Here is a 24,236-nt window from a genome sequence, read left to right on the forward strand (position 1 = left end):
CTCCCTACAGCTACGATTTCTTTCCTGCGTTCACGGATTGCTTTTCGCAGATCAGGCTGAAGTTGAAGGCCTGAATTTTCGTCTGTTGTTCATCCTGATATGTTTCTTTGATTTCGACCGACTTGAAATAACCAGTCTTCATCAAGTTCGTCATCAGGTTAGCGACGCCAGTTGTGCTGAGCGCCACACCAGACACATCTACCTTGTCGCCGGCGTCGGTCATCGCGTTGAGCCAGACCTCATCGGTTTTGTTTACCGTCGCGCTGACCATGGTCATCAAATCAACCGGGCCGGTTTGGGCTGCGCGCAACGAATCGATCACCTTTACGCGGCCTTCATATTCGTCCCTCACCGCCTGGCGCTGTTGGAATCGAGCCTTTGTCTCTGCGAGCTTTTGCGCTTCCTGCTGCGCTCGATTCATCTGCGCTTTGATCCGGGCCGCTTCAGACGTTAGCTGCCCCTGATACCACCAGATCGCTGCGCCAGTCACGGCCAGAACGATGATGGCCGCAAGTGCGTTGACGGAATTCGGCGACCCTGTCGCTTCGAATTCGAGTCCGGTGGCTGCAGCCGAACGTTTGGTTTTCGATTTCGGTTTGCCGAGCAGATTGATGCGAATCATAGCGTCTCAAAACTCCTGAGGGCGAGGCCGACCGCTACCGCCAACTGGCCTGCATTTCTTTCAATGAGTTCCATGTTGGAACTGCTTCCGTTGCGCTGAATTCGTTGGAACGGATTCAGAATCTCTACCGGCATCGAGAACTCCTGGCGCAAGGCTTCAGTGAGTCCGGGAACAATGGACGAACCACCTGCCAGGTAAATTTTCTCGATGTGCTGCCCCGCGGCTGTCGCGCGGAAAAAGTCGAAAGTCTTCTGGATTTCCAGGACAATGATCTCGGTCACCTGCTGCAACACCGGCAGCTTGGCATCGTCGCTGACTTTGGCAACCTTCTCACCCAGCTTGAAACCTTCGGCATCGTCGAAGCTGAGATCGAGTTCCTTCTGCAGCGCGTCGGTGTACTGATTTCCGCCAACGCTGACGTCGCGGGTAAATAGCGGCGTGCTGCCCTTGACGATGTTGATGTTCATCACGCTCGCGCCCAGATTCAATAAGGCAACAGTCGAAGTAGGAGATGGCTCGTAGTTGTACTCATAGCAGTTCTGCAACGCGAAAGCGTCGATGTCAACGACCTCAGGAACCTTGCCCGCGAGCGAGAGCACGTTCGTATAGTTCAGAATTTTGTCTTTCTTCACTGCGGCGAGGAGCACATCCATCTGCGGCTCGTCCGGGTTGTCGGAAAGGACCTGGTAGTCGATATTCACGTCGTTCATATCGAATGGGATGTATTGCGCCGCTTCGGTCTGCAGAATATCCGGAACTTCCTCTTCCGGAACTGTCTGCATAGCGATCTTCTTGACAATGACCGAGTGACCGCTCACCGCTGTCGCGACCAGCTTCGAGCTGAACTTGCGCTCGCTGAACAGCTTCGAGATGGCACTCGATACGCTGCCTGAGTCGACGATCATCGAGTCCACGACAATATCCGATCCCAGCCTCTCAAGCCCAATATGGGAAACGTGGACTTCGCCTTTGACCTTCTTCAGCTCGACAGCCTTGATGCTGCTCGAACCGATGTCCAGGCCGACAATTGATTTTTGCGATCCGAATCCGAACATTTGCTACGCCTCGCTATTAAGCCCCTGCGGCAGCCCGCGCCGCCCTGGGCTTCTTCTTGGTGCTCTTGGTTTCCCCAGCCGTGCTTTTCTCTTCCATCCACTGGTCGAGGATGGTTTTCTTGAATTTCCAGCGGTTGCCGAGCTTGAACGCGGGGATCCGTTCCTCAGAAACGTACTTGTAGAGCGTGTCGGGACTAACGCCCAGGTACTGCGACGCCTGGCGGATGTTCATCACTTCACGCGAATCTGCTGCCATAGATGCCTAGCCCTTTCCTCGAAAAAATCTGCCCAAGCGGGTTCTCGCTTGACTCTCAACAGCTTTCGCCTGATCGGAGCATTCGCGGGAATTCGCTTCTGGCCGGGGCCTCAAATTAGAGGAAGAATCCTCTGCTTTCTCGGGGGGAAACTTAAGGTAGCCGTGTTATACCTCGGTTCGTACCCGGTGTGTCAAGGCAGAGTTGCCGGTTTCTTCGGGTTTCTTCCGGTTTTCTCCGGAAATTAGTACATGTACCTTGGTGTTATTTGCGAGATGATGTGTCGCTCGGCTTTTAAGAACACAAGGGATTGTGGTGTTGATGCAGATGGGGCGAAATTATGACCGACACTTTCGTAAGGAGCGCGTAGGGGCAAAAGAAAAAGGCCCTAGTTCTTTCCTCAATTGCGATTTCCGACGCGGCTGGAAGGTTGCAGTTATCCATTCAGCGGCCCACGTATTCACGAGCGGTAATCACACGAATGCCTCTGTATTGCCGGACGTCGAGGATGTCCCGATCGCCCGAGATGATCACGCTAGCCCCTGCTCGCAGAGCGCATTCGAAGATCATGTCATCTTTCGGATCCCGGCAGACATTGTGCAGGTCGCCTTTGAGTGCCACGTGCTTCGCTGCGACAAGATAGCTCCGTAAGATTGAGCGAATGTCCCGATCAGTCCAGCCAAACTTAGAGGCTAGGATGATAGATATCTCCGATACAATCTCGTCACAAAAACCAATCTGGTCGTAGATATAGGCTTGGTCAAGCGCTTGAAGAGGTACGCCGCCAAAATGAAATCCTGAGATCCAGATTCCTGAATCCAGGACCACGATCACTTGCGTTTCCTTTTCGGAACGCGAGATCTAAGTTCATCGACAAGACGTTCCACATCCGTCTCGCCTAGACCCAGCTCGCCATCCGAGTTGGCCCGCACTCGCTCAAGGCGCCGGTGAATACCTTCCAATCTGTAAAGGCGAAAGGCCTCTCGAAACAGCTCACTGATACTGCGGCTCTCTCGGCGCGCGATTTGATCCACCTGTCGAGCCAAACCTTCCGGAAAGCTAACGGAGAAAACTCTCGACCTGCGACCTTGAGAAATGTTCATGCATCCATTATCGCAGATCGTATGAATTTGTAATACAGCTTCAAATAAGCTCATTCATCGTCGCGCGGCCCAATCGAGGCGATTGAGGAGTTCCTGTAAATGTGACTGCTGCGTGAGATAGCTGATGATCATCACGCGGATCACAGTCTGGCCGTTCACTCGCGTGGTTGAGATCCAATGTTTGCCCTCCCGCGTTACCTCGCCGACAATCCGCTCCAACCGCTCGGTCTGATCTCCTGAAAGCTTCTTCAGGCGGAGGTTAAAAATCGGAAGCATGGGTTCGCAAAATAGCTCAAAGCTGGGGGAGCGGCGAACCTGATCGGCAAACCAGCGGGCAAGCTGTATCTGATTATCGATGTGCTGCTCATAAGCTTCACGTCCGTGGATGCGCAACGTGAGCCACAGCTTGAGCGAGTTCATACGGCGCGTCCACTGCGTACTGATAGCGAAGTTGTCGGGAGGAAGTTGTGCCGTCCCTTTGGGCATGTAGGGAGTCGTGACCGCGAATGCAGATTTCAGAGTTTCCGGGTGGGAAGTGAGAATGACTCCTGCGGCAAAAGGCATAGCCAGCCACTTATGAGGATCGACGGTGACGGAATCTGCGAACTCGATTCCGCGCACCAGGTCGCGATGACGATTGCTGAAAATTGCCGCAGCCCCGTAAGCACCGTCGACATGCATCCAGATGTCGTTTTTGCGGCAAATCTTCGCAACAGCAACTAAATCGTCAATTGCGCCGGAATTCGTAGTGCCCGCAGTCGCAACCACGCAGAATGGAAGCTCCCCCCTGCTCTTGTCCTCCTGAATCGCGCGCTCGAGCTCATCGAGTTCAATTTGAATTCGTGCCGTAACCGGAATCCGGCGGACTGCTTTACGGCCGAGCCCTAGCAGACCTGCAGATTTATCCAGCGAATGGTGAGCTTCTGATGAGGCATAAGCAACGGGTTGGCCTTGCAGAGAGCGGACGCCGTGATTCATCACGTCGGGAAATTTCGAGGCGAGAGCCAAGGCCAGCGCGGAATAATTCGCTTCATTGCCACCGCTCGTAAATGTGCCGCTAAATGGGCCGTTCCATCCGACTCGTTCCCCGATCCAGCGCACCGTCTCCAGCTCGATCTTTGACGCGAGTTGCGAGCGGGCCAACGTCGCCAGTTGCGGATTCAGTGCAGCAACCAGCGCCTCGGCAAGCACGCCGATGTACGTAGGAGTCGGGTTCATCAGCCCGAAGTAGTTGGCGCTGGGAACGTGAAAGCCTCGATTAACCAGCTCACGGCAGACGTCATCGAGGACTCGGACTGCATCGGAGCCCATTTCGGGAAGGGAGTTGTGCAACTCCTCGAAACTGCGCTCCTCCTCCGGCAACTGCACCGGCCGGGTGTGCAGCGTCTCGAAATAACGGTCGATATGATTGATTAGGTTGTAGCCGAGCCGGCGACGTTTTTCCGAATCGAGTTCGAAGCCCACGTTTATCCGCCCGTGCCGGTCGCTTCTTCAGCGATTTCTTCCTGCTTCTGGGGACGCAGCAGCGGAAATAGGATCACGTCGCGGATCGACTTCGAATCGGTGAGAAGCATCGTCAGGCGATCAATGCCGATCCCTTCTCCTCCTGCCGGGGGCATTCCGAATGACAGGGCGCGAATGTAGTCTTCGTCCATCGCATGCGCTTCTTCGTCGCCGCGCTCTCTCTCGGAAAGTTGCTGCTCGAATCGGCGACGCTGCTCTTCTGGATCGTTCAACTCGCTGAATGCATTCCCGAGTTCCAGTCCACCGATGAAAATCTCGAAGCGTTCGACCCAATCCGGCTCGTCTTTCTTATTCTTCGACAGCGGCGAAATTGCGACCGGGAAGTCATAAAGAATCGTCGGTTGCCAAAGATGTTCCTCAGCGACGGTTTCGAACATGTTTGCGATCGTCTTACCGGCAGGCTCTGCCGGATCGTAGGGCATATGCGGCGTGTGCGTCGCATTCAAACGATCAACCAGTTTGCGAACCGAAGCAGCGTCGGCGAAATCGCTCATCTGGGGAGCAGGCGCAGAGTTCTCCGGCCAATATTTAATAATGGCTTCGCGCATCGACAGGCGCTGCCAATTCCCAAAATCGATCTCGCGTCCCTGATAACTCACAACTGTGCTTCCATTCACTTCACGAGCAACGTGCGCGAGCATCTCTTCGGTCAGAGACATCAGGTCGTGATAGTCGGCATATGCCTGGTAGAACTCGAGCATCGTGAACTCGGGATTGTGCTGCGTCGAGATTCCCTCATTGCGAAAGTTTCGATTGATCTCGTACACGCGATCAAGCCCGCCGACGATCAGGCGTTTTAGATAGAGTTCCGGAGCAATACGCAGGTAGAGATCGATGTCGAGCGTGTTGTGGTGCGTAGTAAATGGACGCGCCGCCGCCCCGCCCGCGATCGGCTGCATCATCGGCGTCTCTACTTCGGTGAATCCGCGCGCGTCGAGAAAGGAACGAATGGCCTTCACCACCTTACTGCGCGCGACGAACACATCGCGAACCTCTGGATTCATCGTGAGATCAACGTATCGCTGCCGATAGCGCAGCTCGACATCCGACAATCCGTGATACTTCTCAGGAAGCGGCAGCAGATCCTTGGCAAGAAACGTAATGTGTTCGACATGGACAGAGAGCTCGCCTGTGCGTGTGCGGAACAGATAGCCGCTCACGCCGATGAAGTCGCCAAGATCGAGCAGCTTGTAAAGCTGAAATCCTTTTTCGCCGACGAAGTCGAGCTTCACATAAATCTGCAGACGCTTGCCCAATTGCTGCAGATGAGCAAATCCAGCCTTTCCCTGGCCGCGAATCGACATCAGTCGCCCTGCAACTCGCACATTTGAGCGATCGCGTTCGAGCTCCTCGCCGGTGGCTGCTGAATATTTCTCGAGAATCGCTGGAATGGTATGAGTAAAAGCGAATTTATGTGGGTAGCTCTCCTGTCCGAGAGCCTCAATCTGCTTCAGCTTTTCGCGACGAAGCTGGTATGTGTTTTCTTCAAATGACACCTGAAAAGTATATCGGGTGATCGGTCCATGTCGTGATCCGGCCGACCAAATGCAAAACCCGACGCGGATTCCGCGGATGGGACGCGGATCACGCCGAAGTTTTGGGTCAAAGAAATGTGGGTGCTTTTCAGCGCTCCAAATCTCTGGAAAGGTTTTCTCCCCCGATCCTTCCGCGTGATCCGCGTCCCATCCGCGGAATCCGCGTCGGGTTTCGTTCTTGGTTCAAATGTTTCCGTGTCCGATGGCCGATCACCCAACAACAAAAAAAACGCCCGGAACTCGCGTCCCGGGCGTTTGGTTTGTACTGCTCGTCAGCTTACTTGCGGAAGCGGGCGATCAGGCCGGTGAAGAATGAGCCGAGGCCAAGCAGGCTGAGCAGCGGCAGAATGGAAGCCGTTTGCGGCAGACCATTCGCGTTGCCTTGTCCCTGATTGGCAGCATTCGCATTGTTCGCGTTCGCAGCGTTCTGATCCGCGCTGGCCGCGCCCTGATCAGCAGCGTTGCTTCCCGTGCTGCTGCTGGTTGCGCTCTGCGCATTCTGATCTGCAGCCGGCGCCGGAGTCGTTGCAGCCGCGCCGCTCTGGGCGTTCTGATCGGTCGTGCTGGTCGCGTTGGACGATGCCGCCGAGCTGGAAGCTGGAGCCGTCGAGCTCTGGTTGTTGATGTCACCGGAGGTCGCGTTCGAGTTCGAGCTGGGAGCAGCGGTCGTCGAGCTGGAGCTGGCAGTTCCTGGAGCCGTCGCCGCGTTCTGATCAGTCGTGCTGGACGGAGCCGCGGTTGGGTTTGCCTGGCCCGAGGTCTGGTCGGTCACGCCCGGGGTCGTCGAGGTCTGGCCATTAGTTGCGCTCGGGGCCGTGTTATCGGCTGGTGCGGTGGACTGGCTGGAGCTCGCCGGAGCTGCAGTCTGATTCATGTCGGAGCTGCTGCTCGAAGCTGGAGCGGTGGACGACTGGCTCGAGCTGCTCGCGGGAGCAGTCGCGCTCGGCGTCTGATTGTTCTGACTGTTGGGGTCGGTGGTTGTGCTGGATGTCTGGGCCACAGCTATTCCGGCCGACAGCAGCAGTGCTGAGCATGTGTAAAGAAACTTGTTCATGGGCTGTTCCTCTTCCTCCTGCCCGGTGGTTCAAGCCGGGATTCGTGAATGTTTGCGAGTTGCACACGTATCCACATGTGAAACTCGTCCACTTCGGCAGTTAGAGAAGAGTTAACAGCCACGGGTTTCCCAGATCGCGAGAATAATGCGGAGTTGCCGGAAAACCTACCTCCGTTTAACAGCAGGGGCTTCGTAGCTGCTGCCAACTGCCACCCAGCCGGAACTTTCCTTTGTGTATGCTCTAGCACTATGTCCAGCTACATAGGAGCCATTGATCAGGGAACTACCAGCACGCGTTTCATCGTCTTCGATCGCTCAGGCCGCATCGTCTGCTCGGCACAGCGTGAGCACGAGCAGATCTATCCACGAGCCGGATGGGTGGAGCACGATGCCGAAGAAATTTGGCGGCGTACGCTGCAGGTAATCAACGAAGCGGTCGCGGAACGCGCGCTACGGCCCAAGGACTTCGCTGCGATCGGCATTACCAACCAGCGGGAAACAACGGTGCTGTGGGACCGCAAAACTGGTGCACCGGTCGCGAATGCTCTCGTCTGGCAAGATACGCGTACCGAGTCCTTGCTGAAGCGATTCTCTGCCCACGAAGACGCGATCCGGCACAAGACCGGCCTGCCGATCTCGACCTACTTCAGCAGTCTGAAACTGATATGGCTTCTCGAGAACGTTCCTGGACTTCGCGAAAGAGCGGAAGCCGGCGAGATCCTGTTTGGCACCATCGACAGCTTTCTTGCCTGGCGGCTGACCGGCGGCAAAGATGGAGGCCAACACATCACCGATGTCACGAATGCCAGCAGAACACAGCTGTTTGATCTGGAAAGCTGCTCGTGGAACGATGACCTCCTGCAAACCTTCGGCATTCCCAAACCGGTACTCCCGCGCGTCTGCTCGAGTTCAGAAACATACGGAACGGTTTGCCACAAGACACTGGATGGAATTCCGCTGGCAGGCATTCTGGGCGACCAGCAGGCGGCGCTCGTAGGACAAACTTGCTTTACCCCGGGAGAAGCAAAGAACACGTATGGTACCGGCTGCTTTCTATTGCTCAACACCGGCGCACAGAAAGTAACGTCGAAACACGGCCTCCTAACTACCGTCGCCTACAAATTCGGCAAAGGACCGATCCACTACGCGCTCGAAGGCAGCGTGGCGATTACGGGCGCTTTGGTGCAGTGGCTGCGTGACAATTTAGGAATTATCAAGACCAGTCCAGAAGTGGAAGCGCTGGCGCGAACTGTTAGCGACAACGGCGGTGTGTACTTTGTGCCCGCATTTTCAGGGCTATATGCACCATATTGGCAAGCGAATGCGCGAGGCGTTATTGCCGGCTTGACGCGGTATGCGAATAAAGGACACATGGCGCGTGCCGCGCTCGAAGCGACCGCCTATCAGACCCGCGAAGTGCTGGAAGCGATGGAGCAGGATTCCGGCAAGCCAGTCGGCATCGTGCGTGTCGATGGCGGCATGGTAGCCAACGACTTGCTCATGCAATTCCAATCCGACATCCTGAATCGGGAAGTCGTGTCGCCTCACGTGAAGGAGACCACGGCTCTTGGCGCGGCGTTCGCTGCAGGCCTGGCGACAGGGTTCTTTCAGTCGCTCGATGAATTGAAAGCTACGTGGAAGGTCGACCGCAGCTGGAATCCTGCAATGGAATCAGCTCAACGCGATCGGCTGTACTCGCGTTGGAAAAAAGCTGTAACCAGGTCCATGGACTGGGAATGAACCGGATCCGATCCTCCCATTTTTCTACTGTCATCCCTGCGAGCGCCGGGAGATAGTCAAGGTCGTATGCGAATCGGGTTTGCGCTCGCGGGGATCTGCTGTTGAAAGCGAACAGAAGCATCTAAGCTGACCGTTGAGCCACATTCTTTGCCGAAGCCTTCTGTAAATGCTCCAGAACAGCCAGCTGAGCGCGCGTCGGGTATCGATACTTCAAACGCGCGACTCCAATCGTGCGGCGGATAGATTTATCCGCAATCAGCACGAAGCGGCAGCCGCTCGTCTCTTTGACTGCCATTTCGGGAACCACTGACACGCCCATACCCGCCGAGACCATCGCCAGAATCGTCGCAAACTGTCCGCTTTCGAATACCACATTGGGATTCACCTGCGATTGACGACACGCCTGCAGCGCATTCTCGCGAAAGCAATGTCCTTCTTTCAGAAGAAGAAAGGGCTCGCTGCGAATCTGGTCGAGCGTCACCGTGCGGCGTTTCGCCAACGGATGCCGCTCGGGCAAAACGGCGAACAGCGGCTCCTGTATCAGTTCGGTTGTAATTAATTCTTCGCTTTGGATGGGCAAAGCGAGCAGCGCAAGATCAAGAGATCCGTCATGAAGTCTCTCCAGAAGCGTAGGGGTAATTTCCTCGACTACGCTGACCGATACGCTGGGATGCCGGCGCGCAAAGCTGCTCAGCATGCGGGGAAGCAAGTAAGGAGCGATCGTCGGAATGGCCCCGAGCACAACTTCTCCACTCTCCGCGCTCGCCATCTCTCGAATCTCAATGCGCGCCTCGCCAATCTGGCGCAGGATCGCTTGCGCTTTGGGCAGAAAAGCTTTCCCGAATTGGGTCAGACGGGCGGAACGCGGCAAACGATCGAATAACTTTGCCCCAAGTTCGTCTTCGAGTTTATGAATCTGCTGCGACAGTGATGGTTGAGAAATACGCGTCGCCTCGGCGGCACGGGTGAAATTTCCCGATTCGGCAACTGCACAAAAATAGCGGAGCTGATGAACTTCCATTCAATCCTTACCAATCCGTTTTGCCTATGAAAAACATAGCAACGATATATTAGACCTATCATCGTACCGGCTTTTAGTCTTCTTGCCTGGAGGACAAATCTATGGCAAAAGGCGGAGTCGTCAAGCACGGCGACCTCAGCGCTCGTGTCGGCGTGGAAGTGATTCGCGCGCGCGGAGTCGATGTCGAAAAACTCATCAAGATGCTCATCGCCAATGCGGCGGCGGAGTTCGCGAGCACCTATTACTACTACACGATCCTGCGCATGCATCTGGCGGGTCATGAAGATTACAAAGAGATTTGCGAAGACGCGCGCCTCGAAGATCGCGCGCACTGGGAGCTGATCGTCCCACGCATCTATGAACTCGGCGGCGAACTGCCGAACGATCTGCCCGCATTCCACGATCAGGCCGGATGCGAGGCCGCGAAGCTGCCCAATCCGCCAACCGTCGTAAACATCCTCACGCTCCTGCTCGAATCCGAGCGCTGCGCCATTCGAAGCTGGAGCGAGATCTGCGACATGACTTTCGGCAAAGATCCCCGGACGTACGATATGGCGGCTCGCATTCTGAACGAAGAGGTAGAGCACGAAGCCTGGTTCATTGAACTGCTCGCGCACGAGCGTGACGGCAAATCGATTCCTTCAGGCCACTTCCGCCGCGGGGAGCCTGGCGAGGCGCCGTATAGCAAGAATCGCCGCTTCTACAACCCATAGTTGACCGGAGTGAGGAGAAAGCTGCTAAAAATCGTGGACTGAGTGGATTTCGTGGACATTGTGGACAGGGGCTGTTTTCGAGTGCTTACGCCCACAAAGTCCACTCAGTCCATTTTGTCCACTGAGTCCATTTTGTCCGCTAAGTCCACCTGCAAGGATGAAGATCCTTTGGCCCTAACTTTCAGGCCTTCGCTCCTCTCCGTGCCCTCTGTGCCTCCGTGGTGAAACTCATCGGTTTTCCCGAAACGAAACCATTCCCGGCTAAGAAATAGCGCAAAGGCATATCAGAAGATTTCGTAATTCCGATGCGGGTGCTTTCGCCAATATCATCAGAGCGCGTTCCGTCATCCACAATCTTCAAAGGAGACTTCTCGCGATAGAGTTCCTGCCCATTTAATCGTTCTCGTGTGATGCTCAGTGCCTCGCAGACTCGCCCGGGTCCGCTGGTAAGAAGTTTCAAACCCGAAGCCGAGTGCAGCCGCTCGCGACGAACCCCTCGTGCTTTCGCCATCGCCGCAATTCCTTCCAGCGGCTCGAGGGCGCGCAGGAGCACGCAGCCCGCCTGACCTTCCGGCAAACAGGAAAAGTTCAGGCAGTAATGCACGCCATAGATGAAATACACGTAGGCGTGACCGGGAGGACCAAACAGAACTTGATTGCGCGCAGTTTTTCCTGCGGCGGAGTGAGCGGCAAGATCGCCTTCGCCTAGGTAAACCTCGACCTCCACGATCCTGCCCGTAAGCCGCTGCGCTCCCGCACGGTTGGACAATGTACGAACGAGCACCTTACCCAGTAGTTCTCTCGCGACCAGGCGCGGATCGCGCGCATAAAATGTCTGGGGCAGGACGCGCTCTTTCATTCGCGGCATTTACTTTTAGATTACCCGCTGCGAAGGTTTTTGCGATCTGTTCCACAATTGGATTGGGCTCACGCCGCCAGTCCGTCACAGGCAAGCAGTTCAGGAGGGATTATGAAAGGCAAGATAGCCTTAAATTTCGCTGCGTTCCTGGTCATCTCACTGTCTCTGAGCGCGGCAACCATTCCGTCAGGCACGCACGTCACCGTGCGCACCGGTTCGTCGCTTTCATCAGGAACTGCGAAAGCCGGACACTCGTTCAGATGTTCCGTTGCGCGCGACGTTGTCGTAAACGGCAAGACGCTCGCCAGAACCGGCGACCCAGCGAAGTGCCGAGTAACTTCAGCGAAGTCCAGCGGACGGCTTCACGCTCCGGGCGTCATTTCGGTACGCCTCACGGAAGTGAACGGTCAAGCGGTAACAACCGGTTCCCATACGTTCCATGGGAAGAGCCATAAAAAGAGCAACGTCACCAAGATTGGCGGCGGTGCGGCCGCCGGAGCCTTGATCGGCGGAATCGCAGGTGGAGGCAAAGGCGCGTTGATCGGCACTGCTGCGGGCGGCGCGGCAGGCACGGGAGTCGCGGCTGCTACGGGAAAAGAAGAAGCCGTGATACCAGCGGAGACTGCGATGACCTTCACCGTGAGAGGCACATCGAGTTCCAGCAAACGTCATCGCTAACCAGATTGCCAGTCACTGCGATTCCTTCTAGTGAGAGGCCGTCGCAATCTCGCTCAGCAATGATTCCGCAGTCGTTATCTCGACAGCCTAGAATGCATCTCCAATAAAGAAGGGCAGCCGTTTCTGGCTGCCCTTTTGTTTTCCTTAGAATGCTTAAGCGGGCGACGGATGTCCCGGAGCCAGGCCTGGCTGTCGTGACGGTTCCGGCTTCAGCACCTGCTGCACGCCACCATCACTGCCGCTGGACGGCATCTTGATTGGCGGAAGGTCTTTGCCTTCGATGATCATTTTGATCTCGTTGGCATCGAGCACCTCGCGCTCCAGCAAAGCCGCCGACATGCGATGCATGATGTCCTTGTTATTTGAGAGGATATCCACCGCCGACTGATAACCCGCATCGACCAACTGACGAACTTGTTTGTCGATCAACTGCGCGGTTTCTTCGCTGAAGTCACGATGCTGATTGATTTCGCGGCCGAGGAAGATCTGCTCTTCCTTCTTGCCGAACGTGATCGGCCCGAGAGAACTCATGCCGAACTCGCATACCATGCGGCGAGCGAGATCGGATGCCTGCTCGATGTCGTTACCGGCACCGGTCGTCATTTGACCGAGGAAGATCTCCTCAGCAACGCGACCGCCCATCATGATGGCCAAGCGCGTCTCGAGATATTCCTTCGTGTAAGTGTGCTTATCGTCGATCGGCAACTGCATGGTTACGCCCAGCGCCATTCCGCGCGGGATGATCGTGACCTTATGCAGAGGGTCGGCGTGCTCGCGCATGGCTGCCACGAGCGCGTGTCCGGCCTCGTGGTAAGCCGTGACCTTTTTCTCATGGTCGGAGAGCAGCATCGACTTGCGCTCCGCCCCCATCAGCACTTTGTCCTTCGAGACTTCGAAGTCGTACATATACACCGCTTTGCGGTTCTGACGAGCGGCGTTCAGTGCGGCCTCGTTGACCATGTTGGCCAGATCAGCTCCGGAGAAACCCGGCGTGCCGCGAGCGAGGATCGAGAGATCGACATCATCTCCGATGGGAATCTTGCGCGTGTGTACGCGGAGAATCTCTTCACGTCCGCGGACGTCGGGACGCGCGACCACTACGCGACGATCAAAGCGGCCAGGACGCAGCAGCGCGGGATCAAGCACGTCAGGACGGTTCGTAGCGGCGATGAGGATCACGCCTTCGTTCGATTCGAAGCCGTCCATCTCAACGAGCAACTGGTTGAGTGTTTGCTCGCGCTCGTCGTGTCCGCCACCTAGACCAGCACCGCGATGGCGTCCGACAGCGTCGATTTCGTCGATGAAAATGATGCAGGGAGCGTTCTTTTTGCCCTGCTCGAACAGATCGCGTACGCGGCTCGCGCCGACGCCGACGAACATTTCGACGAAATCAGAACCTGAAATCGAGAAGAACGGAACGTTGGCTTCACCGGCTACTGCACGGGCAAGCAGAGTCTTTCCCGTTCCGGGAGGTCCGACGAGCAGTACGCCCTTCGGAATGCGTCCTCCGAGCTTTTGGAACTTCTGCGCCTCGCGCAGGAACTCAATAATCTCGCGCAGCTCTTCTTTGGCTTCGTCCACGCCGGCGACGTCCTTAAACGTGACTTTCTTCTGCTGCATCGAGAGCAGGCGTGCGCGGCTCTTGCCGAACGAGAGAGCTTTGTTGCCACCGGTCTGCATCTGGCGGATCATCACGAACCAGAGCGCCGCGAAGAGGATGAGCGGGGAAAGATTCAGCAGGTAAGTCGGCCAGCCATTGCCGGAATTGTCCTTCACGGTGATGTTGACGCCTTTATCGCGAAGGTCCTTGATCATGTCCGGATAATTTGCCGGAACCGTGGTCTGGAATCCGCCTTTGCCGCTCTTGTACTTGCCATGAACTTCGGTGCCGATCATCGTCACGTCATTGACGTCGCCATGGTCCACGTCCTGCATGAACTGCGAGAACGAGACTGGTGTTTCTTTGGCACCGGCGCCACCGGCCTGAACTACCTTCCAGAGCAGTACTCCCGAAAGCAGAATGACCAGCCAGAACGCCACGGTCTTAACGGTTGAATTCACTCTCAATGCTCCTAAACCTACCCTCTAGGACTCCGATACGCGGCCGCATGCCGCCCGAAAAAGTCCCAAATGCGATATCAAAACTACTCATTCGAGCCTTCCAAACGGCCCAAACTGCTGGTCCGATCTTCCCATACACCAGCCGACTCATACATCAAAACGGGGGAGATTGGACGCGAATAGTCCTACCCCTCCATTGTGCTTAGATGCCGAAGAAGGGATTTCGACCCCTTACTCGTAACCTAAATTGTATATGGTTTCCCGGCCGTAAACCTCATCCAAAGTAATGCCAATTACCAGAGCTTCCAATCCATTAGACACCGTGGTTCGGGCTAAGGTGGGGAACACCGGCTGTCGGCATTCGGCTGTCGGCGCTCGGCCGACCACCTTTCTTGGTTTTGCTGCGATTGAGCTTTTAGACGGTCTGCCCGCGAGTTTGATTACGGAGTTTTAAGTCTAATTGGCCCGAACCGCCACCCCATCAGCTGGCCGAAAGCCGAGTGCCGAATGCCGAGTGCCGCTTTCTATTTTCCCTCGCTCTGAATATGCGGCAGATTACGTCCAAATTGGGGATTTCCGAGCCCATACCCAACGATATAGGTTTCCTCGACGATGAATCCCATGTAATCGGGCTGGAGGGGGACTCGGCGGGCGGTCTGCTTGTCGATCAGCGCGGCGAGTTTTACCGAATTAGCACCCCACCCCTGGATGGTACGCATGAGGAATTCGGTGGTCTGTCCAGACTGAATCACGCCTTCGACGAACAGAACGTCTTTGCCCTTCACGTCGATCTCAGGGCCATAGTGGATCTGAATTTGGGATGCCGCACCATTCATTGCTTTTCTTTGCGGCTGTACAAAATGGAGAATCGAGGCGACATTGATGGCGCGAATGAGATCGGCGCAGAACACAAAACCATTGGGCAGGACACAGATCAGCGTGAGGTTCTTCCCCGAATAGTCCCGGGAAATCTGCTGACCCATTTCTCTTACACGTCGCTGAATCTGCTCGGCGGTGAGCAGGACTTTTTCTGACATTCGCGTTGGGTACTGCTTTGAAGTCTGACCCCGAAGGGCGGCTTTCAATCCGTGCTTTCTTCAATCACGATCTGCTGACCATTCGAGGCTAGCAACGCCGGCGCCTCGATGCCACGTACCCAGACAATACGCTGGCCGGCAACGACAACCGGCCAAACCCGCTTTTCTTCCGCGCTGAGGTGCAGCGGGTACAGTAACTCCTTTACACGCTTTTCTGACCTGTGGCGCGCAGCTCGAAAATAATCTCCGGCGCGCCAGTTCCGCACGCGCAGCTTCGAACCCGAAGACAATTCGAAAGCGTGTGCCCGATTATAAGCTGCCGAGATAACAGAAGCGTTATCTTCCGAGATGCGCGCGCGAATTGTTGCGCCAAGCTCCGGAATCCGGCTCTCACCAGGAACAGATAACGCATATTCGTAGTCGGTGGTCGCCTCTTTGGATTCTGCGGAGGCTCTGGAGGGGGTGCGCTCGATCCGCAGTTCGCGAAAGAGAAGCCGCGCGTTCCACCCGTCCGCGATCTGGACTATCTTGCTTTGCGTACCGCGCGTCTGCCGCCGAGAAATCAGATCGAGCATCGCGTGAACGTGCTCAAAGTCGAGACTGCAGCCGATCTGCTCTGCGGCTGCGCGGAGCAGCCGGCGCTGAACAGCAAGCGGTTGTTGCTCCAAAGCTAGAAGTTCGACTGCGATCGCCCCGGCCGACGTTTGTCTGCGTCCGCCGCCGCGAGCAGGTTCTCCGGGCTTGCACACGAGCGGTAGAAGGCGTTTTGTCTGCTCTGTCCAATACTCTTCCTCAGCACGAGAAATTTCCGCCAAGTGCGCCAACGAAGTATCCGCCGCTGGGTTCAACTCATCGCGCAGCACAGGCAGCACGCGCGCACGCATACGGTTGCGAGTGATCGTCAGGTCAGCATTGGTGACATCTTCACGCCAGGACTGCTGCAGATCGCGCAAATACGCGCGAATCTCCTCGCGGCGAATCCCCAAAACAGGACGCACAATACTGCCCCGCCCAAGCCGCTGCTCCGGAAAGATGCCGGCCATGCCGCGCGTACCCGCCCCGCGTACGACCTTCATCAGCACCGTCTCAGCCTGGTCATCGACCGTATGGGCAGTAGCGATTCGTTTGACGTTATTCGACAACAGCGACTCGAAGAATTCATGCCGCAGTTGCCGGGCTGCTGTCTCGATACTGATTTTTTTCTGAGCTGCGTATGCCCGGGCATTCCCTCGGTTGACGTGAGACTCCAGCCCGAACCCGCTGGCCAATTCACTGACGAACTTCTCGTCAGCATCCGCATCGGCTCCGCGAATCCCATGATGAAAATGGGCCACGCTGGGCACGATACCTAGTTCCTCTCGCAGCTCGAGGAGAATACGCAGCAGCCCAACCGAATCTGCCCCGCCGGATACGGCAACAGCGACTCGGTCCCCCGCACCCATGAGTCCGCGCTCGCGAATATAGCGCGCGACACGTTGGCCTAGTGAGAGCACGAGAACATGATTGCACGGGAAGGGGGCTGCTGGCCGCTGGCTACTGGCTTCCGGCAATCTATCCAAGGACAGCGAGACGCGATATCTGACTACCGCGAGCGAGATAGGGGCGAATGTTTCAGCAACTCCGCAAGCCAGTTGCCAGGGGCCGATAGCCAGTAGCCGCTTTGATTTATACTTCGCTTCCCATGAAAGTGGTGGTCATTATTCCGGCTGCGGGACTCGGAACGCGCATGGCAGCGCACTCCGGCGCGCGCGCCGGACAGCCCGCCAAGCAGTTCGCCGAAATCGCCGGTAAGCCGATCCTGCTGCACACATTAGAAAAGTTTTCTGAGGTGCCGGAGGTCACGGATATCTACATCGCCGTTCGCGAGAGTGAGAGTGGACGTGTGCGGGACTTCCTGGCTGGACAAAAGCTTCGTCCCAAGATGCATGTAGTGATCGGGGGCGATCACCGTCAGCAATCGGTAGCGAATGCTTTGGCCGAATTTCGCGCGAATGAGGACGACATTGTTCTAGTGCACGATGCGGTGCGTCCGTTTGTAGAAGGTGAGGTTATTCGCAATGTGATCGAGACCGCCGCAGCTCAAGGCGCCGCCATTGCGGGCCTCCCTGCCGTCGATACCATCAAGCAAGTCGAGCGCACCGCGAGCGGGGCAATCATTACGTCCACGGTACCGCGGGAACGAGTTGTAATGGCGCAGACCCCGCAGGGATTCCGCTACGCGGTGATCAAATGCGCTTTCGATGAAGCCGCTCAGGATGGATTTGTCGGTACCGACGAGGCCTCTCTGGTAGAACGATCGGGACATCAAGTGGCAGTGGTGATGGGCTCTGCGCGAAATATCAAAATCACAACACCCTCGGACCTCGAACTCGCAGAGTTCCTTTTTCACCACGGAGATACGAAGAAAGCTATCGGGTGATCGGGCCATCGGGTCATCGGGTGATCTGCACGCATGGCCATTCGGTTTTACTTCACCCGATGACCCGATCATCCGATCGCCCGATTGCTACACTTTCCTAGATTGCTAGAGGAACCGAATGAGGATTGGGTACGGTTGGGATTCACACGAGTTCAAGAAGGGCGTGCCGCTGAAGATCGGTGGCATAACGCTCGAGCACACCCACGGGCTGGCTGGTCACTCCGACGGAGACGTGCTGCTGCATGCGCTTACCGATGCATTGCTCGGCGCCGTAGCCGCCGGTGACATAGGCGGCTATTTTCCTCCGTCGGACCCAAAATGGAAAAACGCCGACTCGTCTCTGTTCGTCGCTGTTGCATTGGCAAAAGTAAAAGAAGCGGGGTACCAGGTCTGTAACGTAGATTCCACGCTCGTTCTTTCCGAACCGAAGGTTGGGCCCGTTGCTAACCGCATTCGTCAGCGCGTTGCCGAGCTGTTGGAGATTTCGCCGCTAGAAGTCGGTATTAAAGCCAAAACACCCGAAGGCATGGGCACGGAAAAAGCAGCGATCGCCCACGTGGTTGTGCTGCTGGAGAGACAAGACGATCACAAGAAGCTAGAGGTGGCGGCCGCGATGCTCGAGGCCGACAAGCACGTCGATGAGGTTGTGAAGGGTCTTATCAGCGACGTGAAGATCGAGAAGAAACCGCGCCGTGAAAAGGTGCGGACCTAGGTCAGTAAAGCCGGAAACTAACTTCGATCTGGATGGCGACATTGACTTTCCGGCCGTCTTTGACTGCCGGTTCAAACAGCCACTGATTCAATGCCTCGAGAGCCTTCTCGTCCAGGCCAAGCCCTAGCGCACGAATCACGCGAGGATTGTGAATCCTGCCATCAGCACCAACAATCGCTTCCACCAGAACAGTACCCTGATGTTTGGCTTTACGAGCTTCTTCTGAGAACTCAGGCTCGGTTTGGTACTTGATGCGTGGCGGAGAAACTCCGCCGCCGACTTGGAACACTCCACCGCCGATTCCCGCTGTATCGCCCGGACCAACGCCACGTCCGCTGCCATCACCCACGCCGCCGCAACATCCAGCACCGATGCCGGATCCGTAACCGGTTCCATTCGAGGGCACGCTCAATACGCTGGTGAGTGATCCAACTGGACCCTGCTGCGTGATCTTCACTTGCGGTGGGACCATCACGGTCTGCTCAACCGCGAGCTTCGGCGCGTCGTTGCGGATCACCACCGTTGGAGGCGTGATCTGCTGCATGCTGAACTTCGGCGGAGCCCCATGGCTGACTTCGAGTTTGTCGCGATCTCCACCGCCACCGCCGCCACCTACATGTTTTGCTGCGCTGGGCAGGGGAATGTAAGCTCCGATGTCGACCACCGGCCCAAGGGCCTGCGCAATCTGAGCACGATGCTCGATCACCTGATGAGTTAGAAAAAGAACAAGCGCAAGTACTACGGTGTGCAAAATGATCGATGTATAGAAGTTGCGTGATTGAACCGCGTAGGTTCCATATCCATCGCCGAACAATGTAGGCAGGATGTCGTGTGGCTCCCGTGGAGTGGGGATGTTTCCCGACGGTAGCGGAGAGGCCGGTTGCGTGGCCGAGGTAGCCATGTGTCTGCTCCACAGTATAGACCGCCAGCACACAAAATGTTCCCGATTTCTCGGGCACTGCGCCGGCGCGGCGAGCTTGAACTGGAGTACGCCAATCTCGAAGCCGGTGCCAGCAGCTACTCTAAAACGTTACAGCGCAGTGGCTTGCACAAGCAGCGAGGGAAACGACAATAACACGTCACCTACATTCCTGCTAGTCAAAATGGGACGAAAATCGGTAGTTGCGGAGACGCACTGTAGGTTGCCATTTACGTGCGGCGTGCGTGAGAGGCGGCGATTACACAGCACGGAGGCGATGCTCTAATCTGCTATCAAGCCACAGAAACATTCCCCGGCTAAAGATCCCCTTCGCGCAGGTGTTTTCGCCATCACGAACGTGGTAGATACTTCGGGAGACTCGCACACCGCAACTGAACTCTAGATAGGAGGCGGCCCAAATCTCCTGTCCACTCTGCTTTTACGAAATTCCTGAAACGGACCCGATAATTTGCTGCCAACCCTCCTTCAAATCGATGGAATCTCACACCTGAGGAGAATCCAGAAGGAGGCAAACTCAACTCATGGCCACAAGACATCGTTCCACTTCGCGAAGAAGCAGTTCATCGCGCAGCAGAAGTCGACGCAGCAGCGGAAGCTCACGGCGGCGGAGTTCCGCCCGCAGCCGGCGTAGTGCTTCGGCACGCAGTTCGCATCGCAGCACTTCACGCTCACGTCGGAGTTCATCTTCGCGCGGACGCAAATCGAGCTCCCGCCGCAAGTACAGCCCAAGCGCAGGCAAGAACGTCGAGCGTGAAATGCACGAGTTCAAACGCGGCCGTCTCAAGATGGGCCGCAGCGGCAAGAAAGTGAAGAGCCGCAAACAGGCGATCGCGATTGGCTTGTCGGAAGCTCGTCGCGCCGGCAAGAAAGTTCCGTCGAAGAAGAGCAGCTCATCATCGTCTTCCCATCGCAAGGCAGCCTGATTTACTTCCGCGGGCCGTAGCCTTCCGCGCGGCCCGCCGCCATTCCATTCCTGCTCCGACGACACACTCCATGCCAGACCAGCGCCCCTCGTCTTTGCCTTTCCTGACTCGGTGCTAAACTGTCCCTGCGTTAAGGGCGCATCCGGTCCGCGGGAAGGACAGAAGTCCACCTGATTCAAACAACTGGTTGTACGAACTTACTTTCTGCCCGTCAGACGCGGACCTCGGGCGAGTGAAAGGAAGTTCGTCATGCCCACAAGAGTTCTCCCGCCCAATCCCAATCTGGATCACCTCAAGCACCAGGCAAAGGACCTTCTGAAAGATCATGCAGCGCGCGATCGCGCAGTGGCGCAGCGCATTCGCGAATTCCATCCGCGCTTCCGCGAAGCTGCAGATGGTGAAATCTTTGCAACGCATTTGAATCTGAGCGATGCGCAGCTCGCGATTGCTCGTGAATACGGATTCCCAAGTTGGACCAGATTGAAGCGCTGGATCGAGCGCCCAGGCGCGATTGACGATCTAAATCGTCCTCATCACGAGCGCATTGAAGATCCGGTCTTTCGCCGTGCGGTGGATCTGGCCGATGCCGGAGATCTGGCGGGATTGCGAGCGCATCTGGCGCAACATCCGCAGGTAGTAAATCAGCAGCTAACCTTCGAGGGAGGCAATTATTTTCGCAATCCGACTCTCCTGGAATTCACCGCAGAAAACCCGGTTCGACATCGCAGGCTGCCCAAAAACGTCGTGGACGTGATGAAGGTAATTCTGGATGCCGGAGCTAACATGTGGTCGAGGGAGCAAACGCTCGGACTAGTTTGTTCCGGCTGCGTGCCTCGCGAATGCGGAGTTCAGACCGCGCAGATCGACCTGCTGTGCGATTACCGAGCGAGTCCCGATTCGGCGATGCAAACCGCGCTGGCGCACGGAGAATTCGAAGCGGCAAACGCTTTGCTTCGACGCGGCGCTCATGTCAGCCTGCCGGTCGCGGCTGCTCTGGGGCGAGTCGAAGATGCGCGGCGCTTACTCCCAGCATCAGATTGCGATCAACGACACAAGGCGCTCGCGCTCGCATCGCAATTCGGACACTTGGAAATAGTTCGCCTGCTCCTCGATGCAGGCGAAGACCCAAATCGGTACAGCCCGATTGGCCTGCACTCGCATTCAACGCCCTTGCATCAGGCGGCCGCCGGCGGACACGCCGAAGTCGTTCGCCTGCTGGTTGAGCGAGGCGCGACGCCGGAAGTGAGGGACACGCTGTTCGGCGCTACACCGGTGGATTGGGCAAGGCATGAAGGTAAGAAGGAGATCGAAACATATCTTAGGGAGCGACTGACGCAGCAAACGTAATTGATAGCACGACCAGGTCACACTTGGCAGCGAGCGGCCTTGTCTTGGTCGTTGCCTATCGGTAGCTCTCCAGTACTCCAGCAGCGCGATTGAGTGCCTCTGCGAGCACTGCGATCTGCTCATGGAGGCGACTCATATCACCTGCGTCAATTGCTTCGTTGACGCCGGGAATAACGACTGCTGCGTATCCGGTGTAAACGCCTGGTGCGTAGATGGCGTGCCGAAACCACGGTCGATTTGGCAGTCCCTGCGGAATGAGCAGCGCGCGCTCGGCGTTATTCAACGTGCGATTCAAGCGAACGAGATCTGACGTGGAGGAACTCTGCGCCTGTCGAATCTGCGCTCCAGCACGCTGGAACCGCTGCGCCGCGGCGATGGCGTCGGCGAACTCTGGAGTCGGAGCGCCGAAATTTTGCTGCGCCTTCGCTTGCGCCTGCTGGACATAGGACAAGATTTCGCGGCCGTAGAGTTCGTAGTCTTCTGGATAGTAGTCGGCGCCCGCCATGTGCAGCATCTCGATGCCGAAGACGCGCGCCATCTCCTGCTCGTACTTGAAATCGGGATCGCCGAACTTCATGAACCAGGCGAAGTCGTCGAATGCCGAGTGATAGACGCCGTATGGTCCGCCTGAGCCGATGTCAGTCGAAGGCACCCCGAGCCGCTGGAGGAAAACGGAGTAATCCGAGCCGCTTCCCAGATCCCCAACTTCAACGTCGGTCTCCACCTTCGCGACCGGCGGCCGGTTCTGCGATCCTCCCAAATCGGGAGAAATGTTCTTGACGCGCTCCCGCTCTCGCGCATTCCTCCAGACGTCGTACACGGTCCCGCCGCGAGGGCTGGGCACTTGCTTGCTCACGTCGCGAACGAACTGTTTCAAAGCGGGAACGGCGCTTGCGCCGAAGTTGGGTCCGGCAACACCGACGTCCATGTTGAAGTACGCGGCAGCTCGCTCCAGGTCGCGCGCATGCTGCTCACCCCACTCGGTTGAGCCGATCATGCCTTCTTCTTCGCCGTCCCAACTGCAGAAAACCAGTGTCCGTCGCGGCTTCCAGCCGCTCTTCAGCAAGTCGCCGATGCCGTGAACCGCTTCCAGCATCGCTGCCCCGCCGCTGCTGGGGTCTACTACGCCGTACACCCAGGCATCACGATGATTGCCCCCAACCACCCACTCGTCGGGCAATTCGCTGCCGCGTACGGCGCCGATCACATCCCAAATGGTTTTGTAGGGCATGTCCATCTTGAGGTGCATCTTCACCCGAACCGGTCCTGGACCGATGTGATAGGTGAAAGGCAATGCCCCCTGCCACTCGCGCGGCGACTCCGGCCCGGTGAGGTTCTGCATGATGGGGCTCGCATCGCCGAACGAGAGAGGCATGGTGGGAATCTTCGGCAGGTCTGTAGCTGATGTCGGAGGCGTGCGTTGAGAGTCCGGCAGGTTCGGTACGGAAGCTATGCCGGGCGTCGTAGGATCCCCTGCATAGTAGAACGTGTAATCAACCGATCCGCGCTGCACTCCTGTAGGCGGACGGAACGGACCTTTGGGATACATGTCGCCGCGATAGTAGCCATCATCAATGGGATCGGAGTAGATAATCACTCCTGCAGCGCCGTGCTCCTGCGCCACCAGGCTCTTCACACCCCGATAATTTCCGCCATAGCGAACGATCACCAACTTGCCTCGTACATCAACCTTCATCGCCTCAAGCTGCTTGTAATCCTGCGGACTACCGTAATTCGCATAGACGACGTCGGCTTCAACATCGCCGGAAGGAGAGTACGCATTGAACGCGGGCAGAATACGGGGATCGTTCTGATATGGATCGTCGCCAACCTGCTCGCGGCTTGGCCCGTGCATCTTCACCGTAGATGGAGCAGTGACGTCGATGCTGACTTCCTGCGGAAACGACAACAGCACCTTGTACTCGACGATCTGCGTATCGAGCCCTGCCTCGCGAAACGTCTGGGCTACATACTCAGCCGTCTTGCGATCTTCGGGAGAACCCGCAACATGCGGAGCCTGCGTCAGCGTGCGCAGATGCTGCTCGGCAAGCTTGGGATCGGGAGACTGATTGAACTTACGATCGATCTCAGCCTGGCGTGAAAAGTCGCGGAAGCCGAATACCTGTTGTGCGCTGTTTGAAGTCTGTGGACCTGATCGAAATCCGGTAAGAACAAAGAATGCACCTACAGCAATGGCAGCAATCCGCCGTCGAGAAGAAGACAAGGATGGAAGCTCCGGGCACCGAAGTTTGAACCAAACGAGGGTAACACGGTGATTTCGTCGACCCGGAGTGTTTGACCTCTTTGGGTCGAATGTTTCATTTCGGCTCGAATGCTCTCAAGGCCCTGTCATCCTGAAGCGCTTCTTTTGCGCGAAGGATCTCCCGCGATGCTGCCGACTTACTTGCACCTTCCTGGCTCCTGCAGCAGAAGCCTGGAATGTGCGGGCCAAAGAGCCTAGCAAGAGCCTCAAGATAGAAATATTCCGGCAGATCCTTCGCAAAAGAAGCGCTTTGATTACATAACCACGACGGCTCCAGACGCCAAGTAGACTGAGGTTGCTTAAAGACCAAGTCGCTCGGGCGAAAGGAGCCAGTCATGTGGATTATAGGCTGTGATTTTCATCCGAGTGGTCAGCA

Annotated in this window: 21 protein-coding genes and 1 pseudogene; 8 read left to right on the plus strand and 14 right to left on the minus strand. The window is 56.7% G+C overall.

The window, feature by feature from the left end:
- Positions 1–10: 10 nt before the first annotated feature.
- The 7 genes from VFU50_20125 to VFU50_20155 form a co-directional block, all read right to left on the minus strand.
- Positions 11–622 (minus strand): PilN domain-containing protein, encoded by a 612-nt coding sequence (locus VFU50_20125; GenBank protein HEU5235176.1) that lies wholly within the window; start codon positions 620–622, stop codon positions 11–13.
- Positions 619–1,677 (minus strand): type IV pilus assembly protein PilM, encoded by a 1,059-nt coding sequence (gene pilM / locus VFU50_20130; GenBank protein ID HEU5235177.1) that lies wholly within the window; start codon positions 1,675–1,677, stop codon positions 619–621. The genes VFU50_20125 and pilM overlap by 4 nt, the downstream gene beginning before the upstream one ends.
- Positions 1,678–1,693: 16 nt before the next feature.
- A complete protein-coding gene (locus tag VFU50_20135; protein ID HEU5235178.1) occupies positions 1,694–1,933 on the minus strand; it encodes a helix-turn-helix domain-containing protein in 240 nt (79 codons plus the stop codon).
- A 442-nt stretch (positions 1,934–2,375) separates the two neighbouring features.
- Positions 2,376–2,765 (minus strand): putative toxin-antitoxin system toxin component, PIN family, encoded by a 390-nt coding sequence (locus VFU50_20140; GenBank protein ID HEU5235179.1) that lies wholly within the window; start codon positions 2,763–2,765, stop codon positions 2,376–2,378.
- 323 nt (positions 2,766–3,088) lie between these two features.
- Entirely contained in the window at positions 3,089–4,498 is a 1,410-nt protein-coding gene (locus VFU50_20145) for an aminotransferase class V-fold PLP-dependent enzyme (GenBank protein ID HEU5235180.1), read from the minus strand.
- A gap of 2 nt (positions 4,499–4,500) precedes the next feature.
- Complete coding sequence (gene lysS / locus VFU50_20150; protein ID HEU5235181.1) at positions 4,501–6,054, minus strand: lysine--tRNA ligase; 1,554 nt, start codon at positions 6,052–6,054, stop codon at positions 4,501–4,503.
- 316 nt (positions 6,055–6,370) lie between these two features.
- Positions 6,371–7,147, minus strand: coding sequence for a hypothetical protein (locus VFU50_20155; GenBank protein ID HEU5235182.1), 777 nt, complete (start codon positions 7,145–7,147; stop codon positions 6,371–6,373).
- 249 nt (positions 7,148–7,396) lie between these two features.
- On the opposite strand from VFU50_20155, the gene glpK reads away from it, so the two are divergent.
- Positions 7,397–8,887 (plus strand): glycerol kinase GlpK, encoded by a 1,491-nt coding sequence (glpK, locus tag VFU50_20160; protein HEU5235183.1) that lies wholly within the window; start codon positions 7,397–7,399, stop codon positions 8,885–8,887.
- A 121-nt stretch (positions 8,888–9,008) separates the two neighbouring features.
- Here glpK and VFU50_20165 read toward each other — a convergent pair whose 3' ends face one another.
- A complete protein-coding gene (locus VFU50_20165) occupies positions 9,009–9,908 on the minus strand; it encodes a LysR substrate-binding domain-containing protein (GenBank protein HEU5235184.1) in 900 nt (299 codons plus the stop codon).
- 101 nt (positions 9,909–10,009) lie between these two features.
- Between VFU50_20165 and dps the strand changes: the two genes are divergently transcribed.
- Positions 10,010–10,621 (plus strand): DNA protection during starvation protein, encoded by a 612-nt coding sequence (gene dps, locus VFU50_20170; protein ID HEU5235185.1) that lies wholly within the window; start codon positions 10,010–10,012, stop codon positions 10,619–10,621.
- 181 nt (positions 10,622–10,802) lie between these two features.
- On the opposite strand, the gene VFU50_20175 is transcribed toward dps, so the two are convergent.
- Entirely contained in the window at positions 10,803–11,489 is a 687-nt protein-coding gene (locus tag VFU50_20175) for a DNA-3-methyladenine glycosylase (GenBank protein HEU5235186.1), read from the minus strand.
- Positions 11,490–11,591: 102 nt separating this feature from the next.
- Here VFU50_20175 and VFU50_20180 point away from each other — a divergent pair, with 102 nt between their 5' ends.
- On the plus strand, positions 11,592–12,158 hold the full coding sequence (locus VFU50_20180; protein ID HEU5235187.1) for a hypothetical protein: 567 nt from the start codon (positions 11,592–11,594) through the stop codon (positions 12,156–12,158).
- Positions 12,159–12,311: 153 nt separating this feature from the next.
- Here the strand turns inward: VFU50_20180 and ftsH are convergent, their stop codons facing one another.
- The 3 genes from ftsH to tilS form a co-directional block, all read right to left on the minus strand.
- Positions 12,312–14,219 (minus strand): ATP-dependent zinc metalloprotease FtsH, encoded by a 1,908-nt coding sequence (gene ftsH / locus VFU50_20185; GenBank protein HEU5235188.1) that lies wholly within the window; start codon positions 14,217–14,219, stop codon positions 12,312–12,314.
- A 524-nt stretch (positions 14,220–14,743) separates the two neighbouring features.
- Positions 14,744–15,256, minus strand: a complete 513-nt coding sequence (locus VFU50_20190) for a phosphoribosyltransferase family protein (protein ID HEU5235189.1) — start codon at positions 15,254–15,256, stop codon at positions 14,744–14,746.
- Between the two features lie 44 nt (positions 15,257–15,300).
- Positions 15,301–16,749: a tRNA lysidine(34) synthetase TilS gene (gene tilS, locus VFU50_20195; GenBank protein ID HEU5235190.1), complete on the minus strand. Its 1,449-nt coding sequence runs from the start codon at positions 16,747–16,749 to the stop codon at positions 15,301–15,303.
- 188 nt (positions 16,750–16,937) lie between these two features.
- On the opposite strand from tilS, the gene ispD reads away from it, so the two are divergent.
- Together ispD and ispF are read left to right on the plus strand one after the other, a co-directional pair.
- Positions 16,938–17,675: a 2-C-methyl-D-erythritol 4-phosphate cytidylyltransferase gene (gene ispD / locus VFU50_20200; GenBank protein HEU5235191.1), complete on the plus strand. Its 738-nt coding sequence runs from the start codon at positions 16,938–16,940 to the stop codon at positions 17,673–17,675.
- Between the two features lie 118 nt (positions 17,676–17,793).
- Positions 17,794–18,387, plus strand: a complete 594-nt coding sequence (ispF, locus tag VFU50_20205; protein ID HEU5235192.1) for a 2-C-methyl-D-erythritol 2,4-cyclodiphosphate synthase — start codon at positions 17,794–17,796, stop codon at positions 18,385–18,387.
- A 1-nt stretch (position 18,388) separates the two neighbouring features.
- On the opposite strand, the gene VFU50_20210 is transcribed toward ispF, so the two are convergent.
- Positions 18,389–19,288, minus strand: coding sequence for an energy transducer TonB (locus tag VFU50_20210; GenBank protein ID HEU5235193.1), 900 nt, complete (start codon positions 19,286–19,288; stop codon positions 18,389–18,391).
- 487 nt (positions 19,289–19,775) lie between these two features.
- On the opposite strand from VFU50_20210, the gene VFU50_20215 reads away from it, so the two are divergent.
- From VFU50_20215 to VFU50_20225, 3 genes and pseudogenes are all read left to right on the plus strand, one after another.
- The gene (locus VFU50_20215; GenBank protein ID HEU5235194.1) at positions 19,776–19,958 is read left to right on the plus strand and encodes a hypothetical protein; all 183 of its coding nucleotides are present in this window, start codon (positions 19,776–19,778) and stop codon (positions 19,956–19,958) included.
- Between the two features lie 97 nt (positions 19,959–20,055).
- A pseudogene (locus tag VFU50_20220) lies at positions 20,056–20,250 on the plus strand (DUF6496 domain-containing protein).
- Between the two features lie 249 nt (positions 20,251–20,499).
- Positions 20,500–21,597 carry an ankyrin repeat domain-containing protein gene (locus tag VFU50_20225; protein HEU5235195.1) on the plus strand — a complete coding sequence of 366 codons (1,098 nt, stop codon included), beginning with the start codon at positions 20,500–20,502 and terminating at the stop codon, positions 21,595–21,597.
- A 55-nt stretch (positions 21,598–21,652) separates the two neighbouring features.
- Here VFU50_20225 and VFU50_20230 read toward each other — a convergent pair whose 3' ends face one another.
- Positions 21,653–23,821: a M28 family metallopeptidase gene (locus tag VFU50_20230; GenBank protein HEU5235196.1), complete on the minus strand. Its 2,169-nt coding sequence runs from the start codon at positions 23,819–23,821 to the stop codon at positions 21,653–21,655.
- Positions 23,822–24,236 lie beyond the last annotated feature (415 nt).

This window comes from Terriglobales bacterium (assembly GCA_035764005.1).
GTDB lineage: Bacteria > Acidobacteriota > Terriglobia > Terriglobales > Acidobacteriaceae > Gp1-AA112.

Coding starts and splice junctions, on each gene's coding strand:
- VFU50_20125 (HEU5235176.1), bottom strand. CDS start 622: ATGATTCGCATCAATCTGCTCGGCAAACCGAAATCGAAAACCAAACGT.
- pilM (HEU5235177.1), bottom strand. CDS start 1,677: ATGTTCGGATTCGGATCGCAAAAATCAATTGTCGGCCTGGACATCGGT.
- VFU50_20135 (HEU5235178.1), bottom strand. CDS start 1,933: ATGGCAGCAGATTCGCGTGAAGTGATGAACATCCGCCAGGCGTCGCAG.
- VFU50_20155 (HEU5235182.1), bottom strand. CDS start 7,147: ATGAACAAGTTTCTTTACACATGCTCAGCACTGCTGCTGTCGGCCGGA.
- glpK (HEU5235183.1), top strand. CDS start 7,397: ATGTCCAGCTACATAGGAGCCATTGATCAGGGAACTACCAGCACGCGT.
- VFU50_20165 (HEU5235184.1), bottom strand. CDS start 9,908: ATGGAAGTTCATCAGCTCCGCTATTTTTGTGCAGTTGCCGAATCGGGA.
- dps (HEU5235185.1), top strand. CDS start 10,010: ATGGCAAAAGGCGGAGTCGTCAAGCACGGCGACCTCAGCGCTCGTGTC.
- VFU50_20175 (HEU5235186.1), bottom strand. CDS start 11,489: ATGCCGCGAATGAAAGAGCGCGTCCTGCCCCAGACATTTTATGCGCGC.
- VFU50_20180 (HEU5235187.1), top strand. CDS start 11,592: ATGAAAGGCAAGATAGCCTTAAATTTCGCTGCGTTCCTGGTCATCTCA.
- VFU50_20190 (HEU5235189.1), bottom strand. CDS start 15,256: ATGTCAGAAAAAGTCCTGCTCACCGCCGAGCAGATTCAGCGACGTGTA.
- ispD (HEU5235191.1), top strand. CDS start 16,938: ATGAAAGTGGTGGTCATTATTCCGGCTGCGGGACTCGGAACGCGCATG.
- ispF (HEU5235192.1), top strand. CDS start 17,794: ATGAGGATTGGGTACGGTTGGGATTCACACGAGTTCAAGAAGGGCGTG.
- VFU50_20210 (HEU5235193.1), bottom strand. CDS start 19,288: ATGGCTACCTCGGCCACGCAACCGGCCTCTCCGCTACCGTCGGGAAAC.
- VFU50_20225 (HEU5235195.1), top strand. CDS start 20,500: ATGCCCACAAGAGTTCTCCCGCCCAATCCCAATCTGGATCACCTCAAG.